Origin of the sequence: Rhizobium sp. BK312 (genome assembly GCF_014193605.1) — a bacterium.
Lineage (GTDB): Bacteria > Pseudomonadota > Alphaproteobacteria > Rhizobiales > Rhizobiaceae > Rhizobium.
Genome location: NZ_JACHZP010000010.1, coordinates 34,459 through 52,723, shown reverse-complemented (window position 1 = coordinate 52,723; position 18,265 = coordinate 34,459). Strand labels below are relative to the sequence as shown.

Sequence of the window (18,265 nt, the reverse complement as noted above, 5' to 3'; positions counted from 1 at the left end):
CCAATTGTAGTTATGTTGCTCTGCAGCAAAAACTGCTAGGTTGGATTATAGGAAGGATGAGGATCGCGCCCGAGGAGCCGTCATTATCCTGCTGCACAGCGCGACCGGAGGAGCGCCGCAGTGAAGGCAGCGACACGCAAGAGCGTGCGCTTCAATGATTTAGGTGATTTGCGCGGCCGGATGCCCCGCATCACGAAAGGTAAAGCCCCCATGTTTTATCAGTTTTATGAACTCAATCATGCCGCTCTCGCCCCTTTTCGCGCCGCGGCGGACATGATGCGCCTAGCCTACGCCAATCCCCTTAATCCCCTCTCTCATACCGTGTTCGGCCGCACCTTGACGGCGAGCCTCGAGGTTTTTGAGCGCACTACACGGCGCTATGGCAAGCCGGAATTCGGCCTGCCTGAAACCGAGATTGAGGGCAAACGCGTCTCCGTGCACGAAAAAATCGTCTGGAAGAAGCCCTTCTGCAATCTCATCCATTTCGAGCGCAGCCTGCCCGCCGGCCATGGTGCCGATCCCCGCATTCTGATCGTCGCGCCGATGTCGGGCCACTATGCGACGCTGCTGCGCGGCACCGTGGAAGCCCTGCTGCCGGGTGCTGACGTCTACATCACCGACTGGATCGATGCGCGTATGGTGCCGATGACAGAGGGCACCTTCGATCTGGAGGATTATATCGATTACGTCATCGAGATGTTGCACCACCTCGGCCCGGATACGCATGTCGTCGCTGTCTGCCAGCCCTCGGTGCCGGTTCTGGCCGCAGCTGCCGTTATGGAAGCGGCGGGCGATCGCTTGGCGCCCTCATCCATGACGCTGATGGGTGGTCCGATCGATACCCGCATCAATCCGACTGCCGTCAACCAGCTCGCCAAGGAGAAGCCGCTGGAATGGTTTGCCGACAACGTCGTCATGAACGTGCCCTGGCCGCAGCCGGGTTTCATGCGGCCCGTCTATCCCGGCTTCCTGCAGCTTTCCGGCTTCATGTCGATGAACCTCGATCGGCACATGATCGCTCACAAGGACTTCTTCGTGCACCTCGTCAAGAATGACGGCGAACCGGCTGAAAAGCACCGCGATTTCTATGATGAATATCTGGCCGTCATGGATCTGACGGCGGAATTCTATCTGCAGACGGTCGATCAGGTCTTCATCAAACACGCGCTGCCCAAGGGCGAGCTCATGCATCGCGGCGAGCGCGTCGATCCCTCCGCCATCCGCAACGTCGCGCTTCTAACCGTCGAAGGTGAAAACGACGATATTTCCGGCGTCGGCCAGACGCATGCGGCACAGACCATCTGTACCAATATCCCCGACCATATGCGCATGCACTATCTGCAGCCGGATGTCGGCCATTACGGCGTCTTCAACGGCTCGCGCTTCCGCCGCGAGATCGCGCCGCGCATCCTCGCCTTCACCCGCGAGCATGCCCGTACCGGTCGGTCGGTCGTCAAGCGCGTCATCAAGGGCGGAAAGTCCGCCTGAAAGTAAATAAAATCAGATAGATGGAGCAGTTCGGAGCGTTGTTGAACGGCTGAGTGGTTCCTGCCGTGCAAACTATTAGCTTTTGTTGAATTATCCGGGTGGATTCAAGGACTTGTCCGATTCCGCCTGGCGATCCCATTGAAGCCTCACGAAGAGGTTACCATCTCGATTGCAGCGGTACCGCAGAGATGATCGGGCCGTTTACCGCGCCGCGCGTCCTTGGAACGCGCTGAGATGCAGGTAGAGCTTTAAAAACCGCGCAGAAGCCTGACCATTGACCGGTATCGGTCGAGGGGCGATGCGCCGTGCGAGGATACCTGACAATGAATCAATCTGCATTGCTTCGCCCGGATTGGACTCCGGCTACTATTGCCCTAATGGTGCTTGGCTTCGTGGTCTTCTGGCCGCTGGGCTTCGCCATGCTCGCCTATATTCTCTTCGGAGAACGTTTGCGGGAATTCAAACGGGATGTGAACGAAAGGACTGACGGCATGTTTGCTGGCTGCGGACGTCATCGCAATCGTCATCGCCACTCTTTCTCCTCGACCGGCAACGTCGCCTTCGACGACTGGCGCCGGGCAGAGCTTGAGCGCCTCGAGCAGGAACGCCGCAAGCTGGATGAGATGCGCGCCGAATTCGACTCCTATGCCCGCGAACTGCGCCGTGCCAAGGACCAGGAAGAGTTCGACCGTTTCATGCGCGAGCGCAACAGCGTCAAGCGCAATGACAATGGTGGCTCGCCGACTGAATTCCAGACGCCGTGACGGAAGTTCCGTCACGAGGTCAAAACCGGCATCATCCGATGCCGGTTTTTCTTTGCCAGAAATCCCTGCGAATCATATAAAACTGCCTCATGTTTCCGCTGCTCTCCAGATCCCGCAAACAGCCGGCCAAGCCGCCCGCGCCGGAAACGCGCACCCTCGAGGTCGCCGGCCGGCTGATGCCGCTGACGATCCGCCAGCACGAGCGCGCAACGCGCATCACGCTCCGGATCGAGCCCGGCGGGCGGTCGCTGAAGATGACCATTCCACGTGGGTTGGCGGCACGCGAGGTCAATGCCTTCCTCGATCGGCATCAGGGTTGGCTACTGACGAAGCTCGCGAAATTCGCGGCCGATGGCAGCCTGCGCAGTGGCAGCGAAATCCTGCTGCGCGGTGTCCGCCATCGAATCGAGCATACCGGAACCCTGCGCGGCCTCACCGAAGCGATCGTGATTGAAGGCGTTCCAGTGCTGCGCGTCAGCGGCCTGCCGGAACATGCCGGCCGCCGCATCGCCACTTTCCTCAAGAAGGAGGCGCGCGCCGACCTGGAAAAGCTTGTCGCTGTCCACGCCAAATCCATCCGCGCCACCGTCACGTCAATCGCTATGAAGGATACTCGCAGCCGCTGGGGCTCCTGCTCCTCGCAAGGGAACCTGAGCTTCTCGTGGCGCATTGTAATGGCGCCGCCGTTGGTCATCGATTACCTCGCCGCCCATGAGGTCGCGCACTTGCGCGAGATGAACCATGGCCCTCGCTTCTGGGCGCTCTGCCGCAAGCTTTGCCCCGACATGGACGAGGCCAAGGCCTGGTTGAAGCGCCATGGCAGCCAGCTGCACGCGATCGATTTTGATTGAACATGCTGTTTGGGTCGATCGAAGGCGCTCAAACTCCGCTGTGAGCCGATAGCGGCATGTTACACGAGCAAGACCTCTGCTCCTCGCGCCCGGGACATTTCATTCCGGCATGGCAATGCGGATCCGGCGCGTTCCGATGGGAGCCCCTGTCGCACGGTCAATCGTGACGGCATCGATCTCTGTTCCAGTTTCAGCGTCGAAGAAACGGGTCGCGCCGTCGCTTGGGCGATGCTTGCGCCCCCATGCCCCGATTGCAAACAGGACCGGCAGGAAATCCTGACCAGCCGCCGTCAGCACATATTCATCACGCGGAGGCCGCTCGGAGTAGCGGCGTTTCTCCAGCAGGCCGTCTTCTGTGAGCGCGGATAGCCGAGCGGTTAGCATCGTCGGCGCAATGCCGAGACTCTTGCGAAACTCGTCAAAGCGGGTGAGCCCTGCATGGGCATCCCGCAAGATTAACATGCTCCACGCATCGCCCACCAATGCGAGGCTGCGGGCGATCAGACATGGCTGGTTTGAAAGATTCTTCATGTCGATATCTTTTTGATAGTGACTTACTACTGATTTGATAGTAACAGAATGTTCATCGATGTTCCACGTGAAAATGAAAGCGAAGACCGATGAGTAAGACAGAACGCGGCGTCGCCCTGGTCACGGGCGCCTCTTCCGGTATAGGGCGAGTGACCGCGCAAGCGCTACTGCGCGAGGGATACAAAGTATTTGGAACCAGCCGGAAACCGTTGGCCGACGCTCCCGACGGCGTTTCGATGCTGGTCTGTGATGTCACGGACGATAGATCCGTGCAGGCGGCAGTCGATGATATAATGGTCCGCGCCGGAAGGATCGATCTGCTCGTCAACAATGCGGGAATTGGCTTGCTTGGCGGCGCCGAGGAATCCTCCGTGGCACAGGCGAGGGCGCTTTTCGATGTCAATGTTTTCGGCGTTCTGCGCGTGACGAACGCGATCCTGCCCGTGATGAGACGGCAGAGAAAAGGCAGGATCATCAATATCAGCTCCATCCTCGGGTTGATTCCTGCGCCCTACAATGCGCTCTATGCATCGACCAAACATGCCCTAGAGGGATATTCCGAATCCCTCGACCATGAAGTCCGCACGCAAGGCATACGCGTCGTCCTCGTCGAACCAGGCGTTACCCGCACCGCCTTCGAAGAGAACATCACGCGGCCGGATCGACCGCTCTCTGCGTACGATAAAGCTCGCGCCGATGCGGAAAAGCTGATGCGTGAGATCGTCGAGAGAGGCGACGCGCCGGAGGTGGTCGCCGACATGGTGGTCAAAGCCGCCAATGCCGCATCGCCGAAGAGACGCTATACCGCAGGCAGGATGGCAAAGCAGGTTCGCTTCATACGCCGTTTTCTGCCGGAAGCGTTCGTCGACAAAAACCTGCGCAAGTTCAACGGGCTTCCCGCCTGATAACCTCCATTGCCGATGCTGCGTCTTCGATGCCCGGCTATTCGCTACCCTGGAAACGGAAGTCAGTCCCATGAAAGCATTTCTGATCGATCGCTATGCGAAAGGCGGCGCTCTTCGGTTCGGTGAAAGCTCGGTGCCGGAGTTGAGAGAGAACGATGTGATGGTGGAGATACATGCCGCCAGCGTGAATCCTCTCGATGCCAAAATCAGAGATGGTGAGTTCAAGCTCATCCTGCCTTATCGCCTTCCGCTCATCCTCGGCAACGATGTCGCGGGCGTCGTCGTCCGGGTCGGCCCCAGTGTCCGTGGCTTCAAGCCGGGTGACGAAGTTTATGCGCGTCCGGGCCACGATCGCATCGGCACATTCGCGGAGTTCATCGCGATGAACGAGGCTGACGTGGCGCTCAAGCCGCAGAACCTGACAATGGAAGAGGCGGCGTCGGTGCCGCTCGTTGCGTTGACCGCCTGGCAGGCGCTTGTCGAGAAGGCAAAACTGAGGAAGGGGCAAAAGGTACTCATCCACGCGGGCTCGGGTGGCGTGGGAACGGTCGCCATCCAGCTCGCCAAATACCTTGGAGCGCATGTTGCGACGACGACGAGCGCAGCCAATGTCGATCTCGTCAAAAGCCTCGGAGCCGACGTCGTCGTCGACTACAAAAAAGATGATTTTGAAAAGGTATTGCAGGGTTACGACGTCGTGCTGAACAGCCTTGGCAAGGATACGCTGGAGAAATCGCTTCGTGTCCTGAAGCCGGGCGGGAAGCTCATCTCAATTTCCGGTCCACCGGACGCGGCGTTTGCCAGGCAGAATGGTTCCGGATGGTTGTTTCAGCTGCTCATGGGGCTGTTGAGCTTCGGCATTCGCAGAAAATCAAAACGTCGTGGCGTTAGCTATTCGTTCCTCTTCATGACCGCGAACGGCGGACAGCTCCGCAAGATCACCTCTTTGATAGAGGCAGGAGCCATAAGAGCGGTCGTCGATCGGGTCTTCCCGTTCCAGAGCATGAATGAGGCGCTGGCCTATGTCGAGACCGGCCGCGCCAAAGGCAAGGTCGTAATCGCCGTGAAATAAAGCGCGAACTTTTGTTTCAAGAGGCCATCGCGTGGGTCGCGGGCCGAAAAACCGCCCTTGACCCTCGCCTTTAGGCTCGACTCTTTCGAAATTTCGTGTCACTCCGCTGCCATGAACCCCGATGTCAAAATTTGCGGTCTGAAGACGCCGGAAGCGGTGGATCGTGCTCTCGAGCGCGGCGCCACCCATATCGGCTTCATCTTCTTCGAAAAGAGCCCGCGCTATATCGAGCCGGATCTCGCCGGCCAGCTGGCGGAGCGCGCGCGCGGTAAGGCCAAGGTCGTTGCCGTCACGGTCGATCCCACCAATGACGATCTCGACGAGATCATGGCGCTGGTGAAGCCCGATATGCTGCAGCTCCATGGCAATGAGAGCCCGGAGCGTGTGCTGACCATCAAGGCGGTCCATAACGTGCCGGTCATGAAGGCCATGTCGGTACGCGATGCCGACGATCTGAAGCGGGTGGAGTCCTATATCGGCATTGCCGATCGGTTTCTGTTCGATGCCAAGCCACCGGCCGGCTCTGTGCTGCCGGGCGGAAACGGGGTATCCTTCGATTGGAGCCTGATGAGCTGGCTCGACGATCGCGTGGATTACATGCTGTCGGGCGGCGTCAACAAGGACAACGTCGCCGAGGCGTTGGCTTCCACCAAGGCCAGCGGCATCGATCTTTCCTCCGCGCTGGAAAGTGCGCCCGGCGTGAAGGATCTCGGCAAGATCGACCAGTTTTTCGACGCTTTTGCAGAAGCATGTCTGCCGGAACCGGCAGCAGGGAGTAGAAAGTGAACCAGACGCCTAAACTCAATTCCTTCCGCTCCGGCCCCGATGAGGATGGCCGTTTCGGCATTTACGGCGGTCGTTTCGTTGCCGAAACGCTCATGCCGCTGATCCTGGACCTGCAGGAGGAATGGGCGAAGGCGAAGGACGATCCGGCCTTTCAGGCGGAGCTGAAGTCTCTCGGCACGCATTATATTGGCCGTCCGAGCCCGCTTTATTTCGCCGAGCGCCTGACGGCTGAGCTTGGCGGCGCGAAAATCTATTTCAAGCGCGAAGAGCTAAACCATACCGGCTCGCACAAGATCAACAACTGCATCGGCCAGATCCTGCTCGCCAAGCGCATGGGCAAGACCCGCATCATCGCCGAAACCGGTGCCGGCCAGCACGGTGTCGCGTCGGCGACCGTCGCCGCCCGTTTCGGCCTGCCTTGCGTCGTCTACATGGGCGCGACCGATGTCGAACGCCAGGCGCCGAACGTCTTCCGCATGAAGCTCTTGGGCGCCGAGGTCATTCCGGTGACAGCCGGCAGCGGCACGCTCAAGGACGCCATGAACGAAGCCCTTCGTGATTGGGTCACCAATGTCGAAGACACCTATTACCTGATCGGCACGGCCGCCGGCCCGCATCCCTATCCGGAAATGGTCCGCGATTTCCAGGCCGTGATCGGCACCGAAGCCCGCGCGCAGATCCTGGAGGCCGAAGGCCGCTTGCCGGATCTCGTCATTGCGGCCGTCGGCGGCGGCTCGAATGCGATCGGCATCTTCCATCCCTTCCTCGATGACGAGGGTGTCAAGATCGTCGGCGTCGAAGCCGGCGGCAAGGGTCTGCAGGGTGACGAGCATTGTGCCTCGATCACCGCCGGTTCGCCCGGCGTGCTGCACGGCAATCGCACCTACCTGCTGCAGGACGGCGATGGCCAGATCAAGGAAGGTCATTCCATCTCGGCCGGCCTCGACTATCCCGGCATCGGTCCTGAACATTCCTGGCTGAACGATATCGGCCGCGCCGAGTATGTCCCGATCATGGACCACGAGGCGCTCGAAGCCTTCCAGACGCTGACGCGCCTTGAGGGCATCATCCCGGCGCTGGAGCCGAGCCATGCGCTCGCCGAAGTCATCAAGCGCGCGCCCAAGATGGGCAAGGACGAGATCATCCTGATGAACCTCTCCGGCCGTGGTGACAAGGACATCTTTACCGTCGGCAAGATTCTGGGAATGTGAGTTAGACGCCATGACCGCACGTATGGACAAACGCTTCGCCGCTTTGAAGGCTGAAGGCCGCCCGGCACTCGTCACCTATTTCATGGGCGGCGATCCCGATTACGAGACCTCGCTCGGGATCATGAAGGCGCTGCCGGAAGCCGGCGCCGACGTCATCGAGCTCGGCATGCCCTTTTCCGATCCCATGGCCGACGGCCCGGCGATCCAGCTTGCCGGCCAGCGCGCCCTGAAGGCCGGCCAGACGCTGAAGAAGACGCTGCAGCTCGCCGCCGATTTCCGTAAAGTCGATGCCGATACGCCGATCGTCATGATGGGCTATTACAATCCGATCTACATCTACGGCGTCGAAAAGTTCCTCGACGATGCGCTGGCCGCCGGCATCGACGGCCTGATCGTCGTCGATCTGCCGCCGGAAATGGACGACGAGCTTTGTATCCCGGCGATCCGCAAGGGCATCAACTTCATTCGCCTGGCAACGCCGACCACCGATGACAAGCGCCTGCCGACGGTTCTGAAGAACACGACCGGCTTCGTTTACTACGTCTCGATGAACGGCATCACCGGTTCAGCATTGCCCGATCCGTCGCTGGTCTCGGGTGCCGTCGAGCGCATCAAGCAGCACACCGAGCTGCCGGTCTGCGTCGGCTTTGGCGTCAAGACTGCCGAGCACGCCAAGCTGATCGGCGCCTCCGCCGATGGCGTCGTTGTAGGCACCGCGATCGTCAACCAGATCGCCACCAGCTTGACCAAGGACGGCAAGGCAACAGCAGACACCATCCAGGCTGTCGCCACCCTGGTGCGCGGCCTGTCGACAGGAACGCGTTCCGCCCGCCTTGTTGCCGCCGAATAGTTTTCCCATATAGGCCTCTCATCAATCCCCTGCGGATTGAGGGAAAAGCCCTATGGGCATTTGGTGACGACTAGGATATCGATTAATTCGGTCGATTAGGAGTTTCGAATTGAACTGGATCACGAACTACGTCCGCCCGCGGATCAATTCCATGCTGGGCCGTCGCGAGGTTCCGGAGAATCTCTGGATCAAGTGCCCGGAAACGGGCGAGATGGTCTTCCACAAGGATCTGGAAGACAACAAGTGGGTCATCCCCGCATCCGGCTTCCATATGAAGATGCCGGCCAAGGCTCGCCTTGCTGATCTCTTCGACAACGGCGAATACGAAGCCCTGCCGCAGCCGAAGGTCGCGCAGGATCCGCTGAAGTTCCGGGATTCGAAGAAATATACCGACCGCCTGAAGGACAGCCGCTTGAAAACCGAGCAGGAGGATACGATCCTCTCTGGCGTCGGCAAAGTTCGCGGCCTGAAGCTCGTTGCCATCGTGCATGAGTTCAACTTCATCGGCGGCTCGCTCGGCATGGCGGCCGGCGAAGCTATCGTGAAGGCTTTCGAGCGTGCGATCGCCGAAAAATGCCCTGTCGTGATGTTCCCGGCTTCGGGCGGCGCCCGCATGCAGGAAGGCATTCTGTCGCTGATGCAGCTGCCGCGCACGACGGTTGCCGTCGACATGCTGAAGGAAGCAGGCCAGCCCTACGTCGTGGTTCTGACCAATCCGACAACCGGCGGCGTCACGGCCTCCTACGCCATGCTTGGCGACATTCATTTGGCCGAACCCGGGGCTGAAATCGGTTTCGCCGGCAAGCGCGTGATCGAGCAGACGCTGCGCGAAAAGCTACCCGAGGGTTTCCAGACCTCGGAATACCTGCTGGAGCACGGCATGGTGGATATGGTGGTCAAGCGTCACGACATTCCTGACACCCTGGCGACGCTTCTGAAGATCCTGACCAAGGCGCCGGCAAACGACGTATCGGTCAAGAGCAAGAATGGCGCAGCACTGGCGATAGCAGCGAGCGCCTGACATCATCGATTGCCGACGGGCGGAGGTGCGGGATGACGTCTATGGATCAGTCCGCAATGAGCGAGGCAGCACGCGAGATCGAGAAGCTCATGGGGTTGCACCCCAAGGGCTTCGATCTTTCTCTGGAGAGAATAACCCGGCTGCTCGACCCCCTCGGCAACCCTCATCAGAAATTGCCGCCGGTGATCCATATCGCCGGCACCAACGGCAAGGGATCCGTCACGGCCTTCTGCCGCGCGCTGCTCGAAGCCGGCGGCTACAGCGTCCACGTCCACACGTCGCCGCATCTCGTCAATTGGCACGAGCGCTATCGCATCGGCGTCAAGGGCGGCCGCGGCAAGCTCGTCGACGATGCCGTGTTTGCCGATGCGCTGAGACGCATCGCCAAGGCCAATGGCGGGCAAAAGATCACCGTCTTCGAAATCCTGACGGCAGCGACCTTTCTCCTCTTTGCCGAACATCCGGCAGATGTTGCCGTCATCGAGGTTGGTCTTGGCGGCCGTTTCGACGCCACGAATGTTATTTCCGATCCTGCCGTGTCGGTCATCATGCCGATTTCGCTCGATCACCAGCCCTACCTCGGCGACCGCGTCGAGCTGATCGCGGCCGAAAAGGCCGGCATCATGAAGGCAGGCCATCCGGTTGTCATCGGCCATCAGGACTATGATGCAGCACTCGACGTGCTGATCTCGACGGCCGAGCGGCTTCGTTGCCCGACCGCCGTCTTCGGCCAGGATTTCTCCGCCCATGAGGAATACGGCAAGCTGGTCTATCAGGACGAGTTCGGCCTTGCCGACCTGCCGCTGCCGCGCCTGCCGGGCCGTCACCAACACGGCAATGCGGCCGCCGCCATACGGGCGGTCAAGGCCGCTGGCTTCGTCGTGACTGAAGCGATGATGGAAAAGGCGATGACCTCGGTCGAATGGCCGGGCCGCTTGCAGCGACTGACGGAAGGAGAGCTGGTTACGCATGCGCCGGAGCGCGCCGAGATCTGGGTCGATGGCGGCCACAATCCCGGCGCCGGCGAAGTCATCGCCGAGGCCATGGCGAATTTCGAGGAGCGCCAGCCGCGGCCTCTGTTTCTGATCATCGGCATGATCAATACCAAAGATCCGATCGGCTATTTCAAAGCCTTTGTCGGCCTGGCCGAAAAGGTTTATTGCGTGCCGATCCGAGGCAGCGAAGCCATGATCGATCCAGTCATCCTGGCGAATGCAGCCTATGATGCCGGCCTTGTCGCCGAACCAATGTCCAGCGTCGTTGAGGCGCTGGATGCGATCAAGGGTGCGGCCGTGCCAAATTCGCCTCCCCCACGCATCCTGATCGGCGGTTCGCTCTATCTGGTCGGCGATGTCCTAGCCGACAACGGCACGCCGCCACGGTGATTCTGGTCGGGTGGTCAACCACCCGCCCTCGTGCTTCGAGACGGCCTGTGCCTCCTCAGCATGAGGGCTGACCTTCGCGCCCAGCCGCTACGGGCTCATTTCTTCGTTGCCTCTGCGTTGCCATGGAGACGAGGCTGCTCCATCCTCACCCCTGAGGTGCGAAGCCTCGAAGGGCAAGGATGACCCGCTCTCTCCGCACCAACAAAAAACCCCGCCGAAGCGGGGCTCTTGTTTCTACAGTCGATACCGATCAGGCTGCGCTGGAGATCCAGTTCTGCAGGGCCGTCTTGGGAGCGGCGCCGACCTTGATGTCAGCGACTTCGCCGGCCTTGAACATGGCGAGCGTCGGGATCGAGCGAACGCCGAACTGGGCGGCCAGTTCCGGATTTTCGTCGATGTTGAGCTTGGCAACCTTGACCTTGCCTTCGAACTGCACGGCAAGCTCTTCCAGAGCCGGGGCGATCATCTTGCACGGACCGCACCATTCGGCCCAGAAATCAACGACAACAGGCTCTGCAGACTGCAGCACTTCGGTGGCGAAGTTGGAGGTATCGACTTTAACGGTAGCCATAGGCTGCTCCTTACCAGGATTTGCGGGTTGCTAGATATGTGATGGTGCGGTGCCCATATTTCAATATCTGGTATTTCACTTTGTCTCGAGCTCCGCAAGCGCCAATGCAAGTGCCCTGTCTGACAGCGTGTAGATCGAGGCATTTTCGGTATAGACCAGCATGCAGTCGACGCGCTTTCCCGGATAAAGCGGCGAAAGAATCTCGCGGTAGATGGCCAGCTGAGCTTTGTGAGCGAAGGGGATGCCGCTTTCCTCGGCAGGAGGTACGCGATTCGTCTTATAGTCGAGAATGATGACGCGATCGTCCAGGTCAGCCAGCCGGTCGATACGGCCGGAGACGGCATAGGACTGGTTGGCGAGCTTCAGCGTGCCCATGATCGACACTTCCGCCTGCGCATGAGTGCTGAAGGTGCCTTGCAGATCCGGATGGGAGAGCAGCGCCATGACGGACTTCACCAGGGCCTCTTGCTCGGCCTGCGGCCAGAAGCGCGCGGCTCGCTCCGCGTAGCGTCGGGCGGCATCGGCGCGCTCTTCGGGCGCGATTTCAGGCAAGGTCTGCAGCATACGGTGGATGAAGCGACCCTTCTGCAAGGCGCGGTCGGATTTGGCTTTCTCGCCGAAAAGCGCCGAAGTCACCAGCAGATCGTCGGCTTCCTCATCGATGACGGTGCCGACGCCGGAGGGGCTCAGCGGCCGCGGCAAGCTTTTCTGCGGCGGCAATGGCCGGCTCAGACCTGCAGGCAAATCCGCCCGTTCCGAACGCTTTTCATGCTCTCTCGCGGCCTTGAATTCGAGCTGAACTTGGGCGACGCGCCAGCTCAACCCCTCCCAGTCGCCATCCGGGCCGGTGAAGGTCTTCTGTGTGCAGTGCAGCTCATCGCCGCGCAGGGCAGCTGAAATCATCGCATGCCAGGTATCGGCATTCTCGCGGATGCCGCGATAACCGCAGATGATCAGGCGGTCGGCGGCGCGGGTCATGCCGACATAGAGCAGCCGTCGATATTCCTCTTCAGCCAGCGCCTGCAGCCGCGCGGTATCGGCCTGCGTCAGCGAATTGGCAAGCGCGGAGACCGGCACCCAGACAGGCAGCGGGATTTCGTCTCTGCCGGTTTCGATCAGCCGCAGCTTCGGCAGGTGCGTATGGGTGAAGGCCTTACCGCCGCCATCGACGAGAAAGACGATCGGCGCTTCCAGCCCCTTCGAGGCATGCACCGTCATGATCCGGACTTCGTTGCGGCCCTTGTCCTGCTCCCGCTTGACCGTCGGTGCTTCCAGCTCCAGCGTCGAGATGAAGGATTGCAGACCGGGCAGGCCGCTCGTCTCGTGATCGAGCGTGAAGGTCAGGAACTCGTCGAGGATATCGCTAACCTCGGTGCCGAGCCGCGCCAGAAATTTCCGCCGGCCGCCAAAGCTGCCGAGCACGCGCGCATAGAAATCATGAACGGGAAGGTTCTTCGACAGAGCAAGGAAGGTTCGCAGCCGCTCGACCGCCTGACTGAAGCGGTCATGGCCATCTGCGGCAAATCTCTGTAGGTGGCTCCAGACGCTTTCCTCGTCGTCGCGATAGGCGGCAACGGCAAAGACATCCTCTTCGCTAAGGTCGAACAATGGGCTCTTCAGTAGCGCACAAAGCGAAAGATCGTCTTCCGGCAACAGCAGGAAGCGGCCGAGCGCCAGAAGATCCTGAATGGCGATATGGCTCGTCAGCAACAGACGATCGGCGCCGGCAACAGGAATGTTGCCACGCCGCTTCAGGGCGCGGGTCAGAGCATTGACGAAGCTGTCGCGCTTGCGCACCAGCACGAGAATGTCGCCAGCCTCGATGAAACGGGCTTTACCCTTCTCGATGATCGTTTCCCGACCGACAAGATTGCCGATCGTATGCGCCATCCGTCGCGCCAGGATGGCGGCCGGCGCACTCTCCGGTGTCGAATCGAAAGGCGCGGTCCAGTCTTCTTCCCTGGCGGCCGGCTCCGGTGCAATCATCTCCCAAAGATCGACGGCGCCGGGATGGCCGATGCGGCTGGAGCGATGCACCACCGGCTCGTTGAGGGCGCTGAGTCCTCGGGCATTCTCCGGGCTCGTAAAGACATGGTCGACGGCGCCGAGCACATCGGCCGTCGAGCGGAAGGAGAGAGGCAGGCGAATCGACGAGAATTGCTGGCCGCTCGCCGCCACGCGCCGCCGCGTGCGATCGCTTTCCTCGGAAAAGCGTTCGGGACGAGCGCCCTGGAACGAATAGATCGATTGCTTCTCGTCACCGACGGCAAAGATCGTGCGCAGGGTCGGCCGGGCGCTGTCGCCGGAGAAGAAATCCTCGGCCAGCGATTGGATGACGCTCCACTGGATCGGGCTCGTATCCTGCGCCTCGTCCACGAGAATGTGGTCGATGCCCTGATCGAGCTTATAGTGAATCCACGGCCCGACATCCTTCTTGGTCAAGAGATCGGCCGTGCGGGTGATGAGGTCTTCGAAATCGAGCTGGCTGCGGCGCTTCTTCAGCTCCTCGTAGTCGCGGTTCAGGCGATCGGCAAGAATGAGGGCCGCGTGGGTGGCGCGATACATCCGCATCAGCTTCAGCCGGTCGCGGCAGGCAATGACATGGGCGCGTGCTTCAGCGACGGCATCCGCGAGTGCCGGCGTATCCGCAAGCATCGCCTTGACGAAGAATTGGCTGTCCGACTTCGGTTCGCCCTTGGCGGTTAGCATGGCCTTTTCGAGGATTTCGGCGCGTGCGATCGGATCTGCCTCGCGCTTGGCAAGGCGCAGTGCGTAGGCCATTTCCTGCGCCTTGGCGCCGCCCTTCTCGTCTGCGAGCCTGAGATAAAGCTCCAGCGTCGCGCCTGAGAGGCCCGGCAGCGGCCAGTATTGCTCGGCAATGCTCCTTTCCGTCTCGCCTGGCGAAAGGCCAAGCCGGGCAAGCAGCGCGGCCTCGATGCCGCCTTTGCGCTCGGCCGCTTCGGTGAAGCGTCGGATAGCATTGCGATTGGCGACGATATCACCCAGTAGGGTCTCAAGGCCGGATTCATCGCCGAGATCGAGTATATAGTCGAAAGCTCGCGCCAGTTCGGCATCACCATGCGGCGTCGTTGCCGTCAGCAACGCGCGGCGTGCATCATCGAGCAGGACTTCGGCCGCTCGATCATCGAGAACGGAGAAGTGCCCGGCGACGTTTGCCTCGAGCGGGAACTGATGCAGCAAAGCCTCGCAGAAAGCATGGATGGTCTGGATCTTCAATCCGCCGGGCGTCTCCAGCGCCTTGGCAAAGAGCCGCCGCGCCTCGGCGAGCTTGAAGAGATCGGGCTCCTTGCCCTCGATATCGGCGATGCGTTTCTTCAGTTCCTCGTCCGGCATCGTCGCCCAGGCGGCAAGCCGATCGAAGACACGGTTCGACATTTCGGACGCTGCCGCCTTGGTATAGGTGAGGCAGAGGATGGCCGAAGGGCGTGCGCCTGCGAGAAGCAGGCGGATGACGCGCTGCGTCAGCACATGGGTCTTGCCGGAGCCGGCATTGGCCGAGACCCAGGCCGAGCGTTCGGGGTCGGAGGCGATCGATTGCTGGATGGTCGTCCAGCTGATCCACACACCGGGATCGTCGCTCTCGGGCAGGATGGCGATATCGTCGGCGGGAAAATCACTCATCGCCGCCGCCTTCCTGCTCGGTCTCCGCCGTCGACCATTCCGAAACGCGGGCGAGGTGATCATAGTCGCCGCCATACTCGAACTGCTGAGCAGGAATCAGCCGCGAGGAAAAGCCCTTCTCGCCGGATTGCAGCAGCGAGACGAATTTCACCAGCTGGTCCATCGATTCCTGCGCGAGATCCATAGCCGACTTCGTTTCCGTCTTGCCGCCACGGCTGGAATGCTCGTTGTTGACCTGGTCGACCTTGAAGCGGTCACCGGGCCGCAGCCGGACATAAAGCAGGTTTTCGGGGATCAGTGCGCCGATGTTGCGGAACGCGCCGGCCTTCAGCGCATAGGCTTCCAATGCCAGCTGTGGATCGAGAAGCGCGCGCGCCTGTGGCGGAGAGGGATTGTAGCCGGTCTTGTAGTCGATGAGATCCGCGCCCTTGTCGCTCTTGATGTCGATGCGGTCGGCAACGCCCGTGAGCCGAATGCCGATCGGCTCGATCTCGACGCCGGCGGGCACTTCCGTCGCCGTTTTGCGCACTTCGGGGCGCCGTTCCGCTTCCCAGGCAAGGAAGGCGCGCGCCACTTCGCGGAACCGCGGCCGCCAGACGCTGTCGATATGAACGGGAAGCCGCTCGGCATCGAAAAGCTCGGCGATGATGTGATCCATGGCGAGTGCCGCGTCCGGCGTGCCGGCCACATGCCCTTCGCGGACGAAGCGATCGATGATCTTGTGGTAGAGCGTGCCGCGCTCGGCCGGGCCGGGATCGCGGTTGAACGCATCGACCGGATCGAGCCGCAGCACGCGCCGGGCGTAGATCGAGTAGGGATCGCGCCGCAGCCGCCCCACCTCGCTGAAGGAATAGCTCTTCGGCTGCAGCTCCGCTGGCGGCTTTGGTGCCGGGCGCAGCGCCGGGGCCTGATTTTCGCCCTCGTCGATCATCGCGGCCCAATGGCGATACTGGTCGCCGCGGGCCTTCATCGCGTCCTCCAACTCCCTGCCGCCGAGCGCGATCAGCCGCTGCAGCCAGCGCGACGCGACCGTCGGCGTCGAACCCTGGCGCAGGGCGCGGGAATAGATCAGATCGCGGGTACCGTTCGCCATTTCGAAATCGTGCGCAAGCTGACCGATGCGGCGCTCCGGTGGCTCCAGACCGATCTCGGTCTTCATGCTGCGCGAAATGAAGGGGTTGTTGGCCGTCTGCCCCGGCCAGGACCCTTCGTTTAACCCGCCGAGGATCAGCGTATCGACGCTCTGCAGGCGCGCTTCCAGCGTACCGAAGATGAAGAGGCGGGGATGGCTGAGTGCGCGGGGCTTTACCGCCTGCCCCACGCAGAGCGCGGCCATGATATCGATCCACTGCACACCGTCGGCCTCCAGCTGGCCATCGGTCTCGATGACATCGCGAAGGAGCCCGGCCAGGGTGTCCCCCGCCTCGCCGGACCAGAGGCCCCCCAGGCTGCCACGCTCATCGACGGCCGCGGCTTCCAGGGCGCGGCCGGTACGCTCCGCCCAATCCGAAAGTGCGAGGAGACCCTCTGATGCGGGTAGGGAAAGCGCCGATACCAGCGGCTCGCATGCTGCAGTCACTCGCTGGGCAAGCGCCCGCGCATGCTCGATGGCCTCGGGCGGCAGCGCTTTGCGCCATTGCGGCGCATGGCGGTCATCGGCCTGTTCCGCTACGCGGTCGTCCAGCAGGGCTTCCAGCCTGCCGATGTCGATGGTGTCGACGCCGCCCCTGAGCGCCAGGATCTCCAGCGCATCGACAGCAGGTTGATGTGTCTCCGCAGGCAGGCCGAACAAGGCGAGGGGATGTTTCAGCAGCGCGACGACGGCAACGGGATCGCCGGGGCGAAGGGATGCTTCCAGCAGCAATTGCAGCAGCGTGCCCTGAGGCGTGGCGTTCAGCGGCGTACCGGCGGAATCGTCGGCGGTGATACCGAAGCGGGCAAGCTCGGCTGTTACCCGTCGGGCGAGATTGCGGTCGGGGGTAATCAAGGCCGCCTGGCTTTCGCCGCCGTTGCGCCCCGGTTTCTCCAGCGCTAGCCGCAAGGCGATGGCGATGGCGGTCGCCTCTTCGCGCTCATTGGCAGCTTCGATGAGGGCGACGTCGGCGAAAGCATCCGGGATCGCCTCGGGAGAAAGCGTCTTGCGCCAGCTTCCCCAGCCGCTCGTCGCCTTGGCCGGCGCCAGCGCGCGCGACAGGATCTGCGCCCGCATCTGCATGGTTTCAGACACATTGGCTATGGGTTCGACATCGCGCCGCGTGACCTGCAATCGCTTCAACAGCAGTGAAAGACCATATTGCGGATGGCTGCGCGTCGTCGGATCGGCTCTTTCGCCGATGGAGATTTCCGGCGCCACGAGCTGCCAATCCTCTTCCGGCATCGCAAGATCGAGGCCGGGCAGCACGATCACACCTTGCGGCAGGGCCGCGACTGCCGCAATCAGCTCAGCCGTTGCCGGCACCGAGCCGGTCGAGCCGGCAATGATGACGGGGCCGGGGTGCCGCATGGTGGATATCCGCTGCGCTTCGGCGCGCAGAATGGCGTTGCGGTTGCGGGCGGGCGATGATTTGCCGAGTTCTTCGAGGCGCGCCGGCCAGAAGGCGCTGGCGATCGCCAGGAATTCGGCCGTTAGCTGCCACCAGAGCGCATGATCCTCCGCGCTGAGAGTGGCAAGCTCGCTCCATTCCCTGTCCTCGGTCTCCAGCGAATCGATGAGTTCGGCGAGATTGCGTGCGAGCCAGATGGCATCCGCCGGGCTTGCCGGCGCCACCAGCGGCGAATCGGAGTGAATGTCGCGCACGATCTGCGGCAGCTTGTTGCGCCAGGCAAGGATCAGCCGCGCCAGTTCCAAGAGCCGTGCCGTATTGGCAAGCGGCTGCGCCAGATCGGCCGTTTCGGGCAGTGCTTCTTCGAAATAGCCGCTGTCGTCATCGGTTTCGCCGAGCGGGCGGATGACGGGCAGAATGGCGGAGCGGCCGCCGAGCAGATCGACGAATTCCGAGCGCAGCACGCGCGCCGCGCGTCGCGTCGGCAGGAAGATGCTGACCTTGGCGAGCGACAGCGGGTCGCTCGGATCATGACGGAAATGTTCGGTCAGCCGGCCATCGCAGAGCGCTGTCGCAAGCGTTTTCAGGAAGGGCAGGCCTGCCGGAATCGTCAGAATGCGCTGCCGGTGTCCGCCCGCCATAGGC

The 18,265-nt window shown here is 61.7% G+C and carries 14 protein-coding genes; 10 read left to right on the top strand and 4 right to left on the bottom strand.

The annotated features are described in order from the left end of the window. Nucleotides 1-210: 210 nt before the first annotated feature. The 3 genes from phaZ (at nucleotide 211) to FHT85_RS24995 (ending at nucleotide 3,103) form a co-directional block, all read left to right on the top strand. Nucleotides 211-1,488: a polyhydroxyalkanoate depolymerase gene (gene phaZ / locus FHT85_RS25005; RefSeq protein ID WP_112410556.1), complete on the top strand. Its 1,278-nt coding sequence runs from the start codon at nucleotides 211-213 to the stop codon at nucleotides 1,486-1,488. A gap of 323 nt (nucleotides 1,489-1,811) precedes the next feature. Beyond that, a complete protein-coding gene (locus FHT85_RS25000) occupies nucleotides 1,812-2,252 on the top strand; it encodes a DUF2852 domain-containing protein (protein ID WP_112410470.1) in 441 nt (146 codons plus the stop codon). 89 nt (nucleotides 2,253-2,341) lie between these two features. Next, entirely contained in the window at nucleotides 2,342-3,103 is a 762-nt protein-coding gene (locus FHT85_RS24995) for a M48 family metallopeptidase (protein WP_112410469.1), read from the top strand. Nucleotides 3,104-3,202: 99 nt separating this feature from the next. On the opposite strand, the gene FHT85_RS24990 is transcribed toward FHT85_RS24995, so the two are convergent. Beyond that, the gene (locus FHT85_RS24990) at nucleotides 3,203-3,634 is read right to left on the bottom strand and encodes a winged helix-turn-helix transcriptional regulator (protein ID WP_112410468.1); all 432 of its coding nucleotides are present in this window, start codon (nucleotides 3,632-3,634) and stop codon (nucleotides 3,203-3,205) included. Nucleotides 3,635-3,723: 89 nt separating this feature from the next. Between FHT85_RS24990 and FHT85_RS24985 the strand changes: the two genes are divergently transcribed. The 7 genes from FHT85_RS24985 (at nucleotide 3,724) to FHT85_RS24955 (ending at nucleotide 10,864) form a co-directional block, all read left to right on the top strand. Continuing rightward, the gene (locus tag FHT85_RS24985) at nucleotides 3,724-4,539 is read left to right on the top strand and encodes an oxidoreductase (protein WP_112410467.1); all 816 of its coding nucleotides are present in this window, start codon (nucleotides 3,724-3,726) and stop codon (nucleotides 4,537-4,539) included. A 70-nt stretch (nucleotides 4,540-4,609) separates the two neighbouring features. Next, a complete protein-coding gene (locus FHT85_RS24980) occupies nucleotides 4,610-5,611 on the top strand; it encodes an NADP-dependent oxidoreductase (protein WP_112410466.1) in 1,002 nt (333 codons plus the stop codon). A 111-nt stretch (nucleotides 5,612-5,722) separates the two neighbouring features. After that, nucleotides 5,723-6,397, top strand: coding sequence for a phosphoribosylanthranilate isomerase (locus FHT85_RS24975; RefSeq protein WP_112410465.1), 675 nt, complete (start codon nucleotides 5,723-5,725; stop codon nucleotides 6,395-6,397). Then, on the top strand, nucleotides 6,394-7,608 hold the full coding sequence (gene trpB / locus FHT85_RS24970) for a tryptophan synthase subunit beta (RefSeq protein ID WP_112338588.1): 1,215 nt from the start codon (nucleotides 6,394-6,396) through the stop codon (nucleotides 7,606-7,608). Before FHT85_RS24975 ends, trpB begins: the two co-directional genes overlap by 4 nt. 10 nt (nucleotides 7,609-7,618) lie before the next feature. Continuing rightward, nucleotides 7,619-8,458, top strand: a complete 840-nt coding sequence (gene trpA / locus FHT85_RS24965) for a tryptophan synthase subunit alpha (protein WP_112338587.1) — start codon at nucleotides 7,619-7,621, stop codon at nucleotides 8,456-8,458. Between the two features lie 109 nt (nucleotides 8,459-8,567). Then, entirely contained in the window at nucleotides 8,568-9,479 is a 912-nt protein-coding gene (gene accD, locus FHT85_RS24960) for an acetyl-CoA carboxylase, carboxyltransferase subunit beta (RefSeq protein WP_112338586.1), read from the top strand. 32 nt (nucleotides 9,480-9,511) lie between these two features. Further along, entirely contained in the window at nucleotides 9,512-10,864 is a 1,353-nt protein-coding gene (locus FHT85_RS24955; protein ID WP_246780086.1) for a bifunctional folylpolyglutamate synthase/dihydrofolate synthase, read from the top strand. Nucleotides 10,865-11,114: 250 nt separating this feature from the next. Here the strand turns inward: FHT85_RS24955 and trxA are convergent, their stop codons facing one another. The 3 genes from trxA to addB all read right to left on the bottom strand — a co-directional run bounded on the left by trxA (nucleotide 11,115) and on the right by addB (nucleotide 18,261). After that, nucleotides 11,115-11,435 (bottom strand): thioredoxin, encoded by a 321-nt coding sequence (trxA, locus tag FHT85_RS24950; protein WP_015338194.1) that lies wholly within the window; start codon nucleotides 11,433-11,435, stop codon nucleotides 11,115-11,117. A 75-nt stretch (nucleotides 11,436-11,510) separates the two neighbouring features. Next, on the bottom strand, nucleotides 11,511-15,077 hold the full coding sequence (addA, locus tag FHT85_RS24945) for a double-strand break repair helicase AddA (protein WP_112410464.1): 3,567 nt from the start codon (nucleotides 15,075-15,077) through the stop codon (nucleotides 11,511-11,513). Then, the gene (gene addB, locus FHT85_RS24940; protein ID WP_112410463.1) at nucleotides 15,070-18,261 is read right to left on the bottom strand and encodes a double-strand break repair protein AddB; all 3,192 of its coding nucleotides are present in this window, start codon (nucleotides 18,259-18,261) and stop codon (nucleotides 15,070-15,072) included. Before addB ends, addA begins: the two co-directional genes overlap by 8 nt. Nucleotides 18,262-18,265: the final 4 nt, after the last annotated feature.

Excerpts from the sequence above, each read along its gene's own strand:
- phaZ (WP_112410556.1), top strand. The coding sequence starts at position 211 with ATGTTTTATCAGTTTTATGAACTCAATCATGCCGCTCTCGCCCCTTTT.
- FHT85_RS25000 (WP_112410470.1), top strand. The coding sequence starts at position 1,812 with ATGAATCAATCTGCATTGCTTCGCCCGGATTGGACTCCGGCTACTATT.
- FHT85_RS24995 (WP_112410469.1), top strand. The coding sequence starts at position 2,342 with ATGTTTCCGCTGCTCTCCAGATCCCGCAAACAGCCGGCCAAGCCGCCC.
- FHT85_RS24990 (WP_112410468.1), bottom strand. The coding sequence starts at position 3,634 with ATGAAGAATCTTTCAAACCAGCCATGTCTGATCGCCCGCAGCCTCGCA.
- FHT85_RS24985 (WP_112410467.1), top strand. The coding sequence starts at position 3,724 with ATGAGTAAGACAGAACGCGGCGTCGCCCTGGTCACGGGCGCCTCTTCC.
- FHT85_RS24980 (WP_112410466.1), top strand. The coding sequence starts at position 4,610 with ATGAAAGCATTTCTGATCGATCGCTATGCGAAAGGCGGCGCTCTTCGG.
- FHT85_RS24975 (WP_112410465.1), top strand. The coding sequence starts at position 5,723 with ATGAACCCCGATGTCAAAATTTGCGGTCTGAAGACGCCGGAAGCGGTG.
- trpA (WP_112338587.1), top strand. The coding sequence starts at position 7,619 with ATGACCGCACGTATGGACAAACGCTTCGCCGCTTTGAAGGCTGAAGGC.
- FHT85_RS24955 (WP_246780086.1), top strand. The coding sequence starts at position 9,512 with ATGACGTCTATGGATCAGTCCGCAATGAGCGAGGCAGCACGCGAGATC.
- trxA (WP_015338194.1), bottom strand. The coding sequence starts at position 11,435 with ATGGCTACCGTTAAAGTCGATACCTCCAACTTCGCCACCGAAGTGCTG.
- addA (WP_112410464.1), bottom strand. The coding sequence starts at position 15,077 with ATGAGTGATTTTCCCGCCGACGATATCGCCATCCTGCCCGAGAGCGAC.
- addB (WP_112410463.1), bottom strand. The coding sequence starts at position 18,261 with ATGGCGGGCGGACACCGGCAGCGCATTCTGACGATTCCGGCAGGCCTG.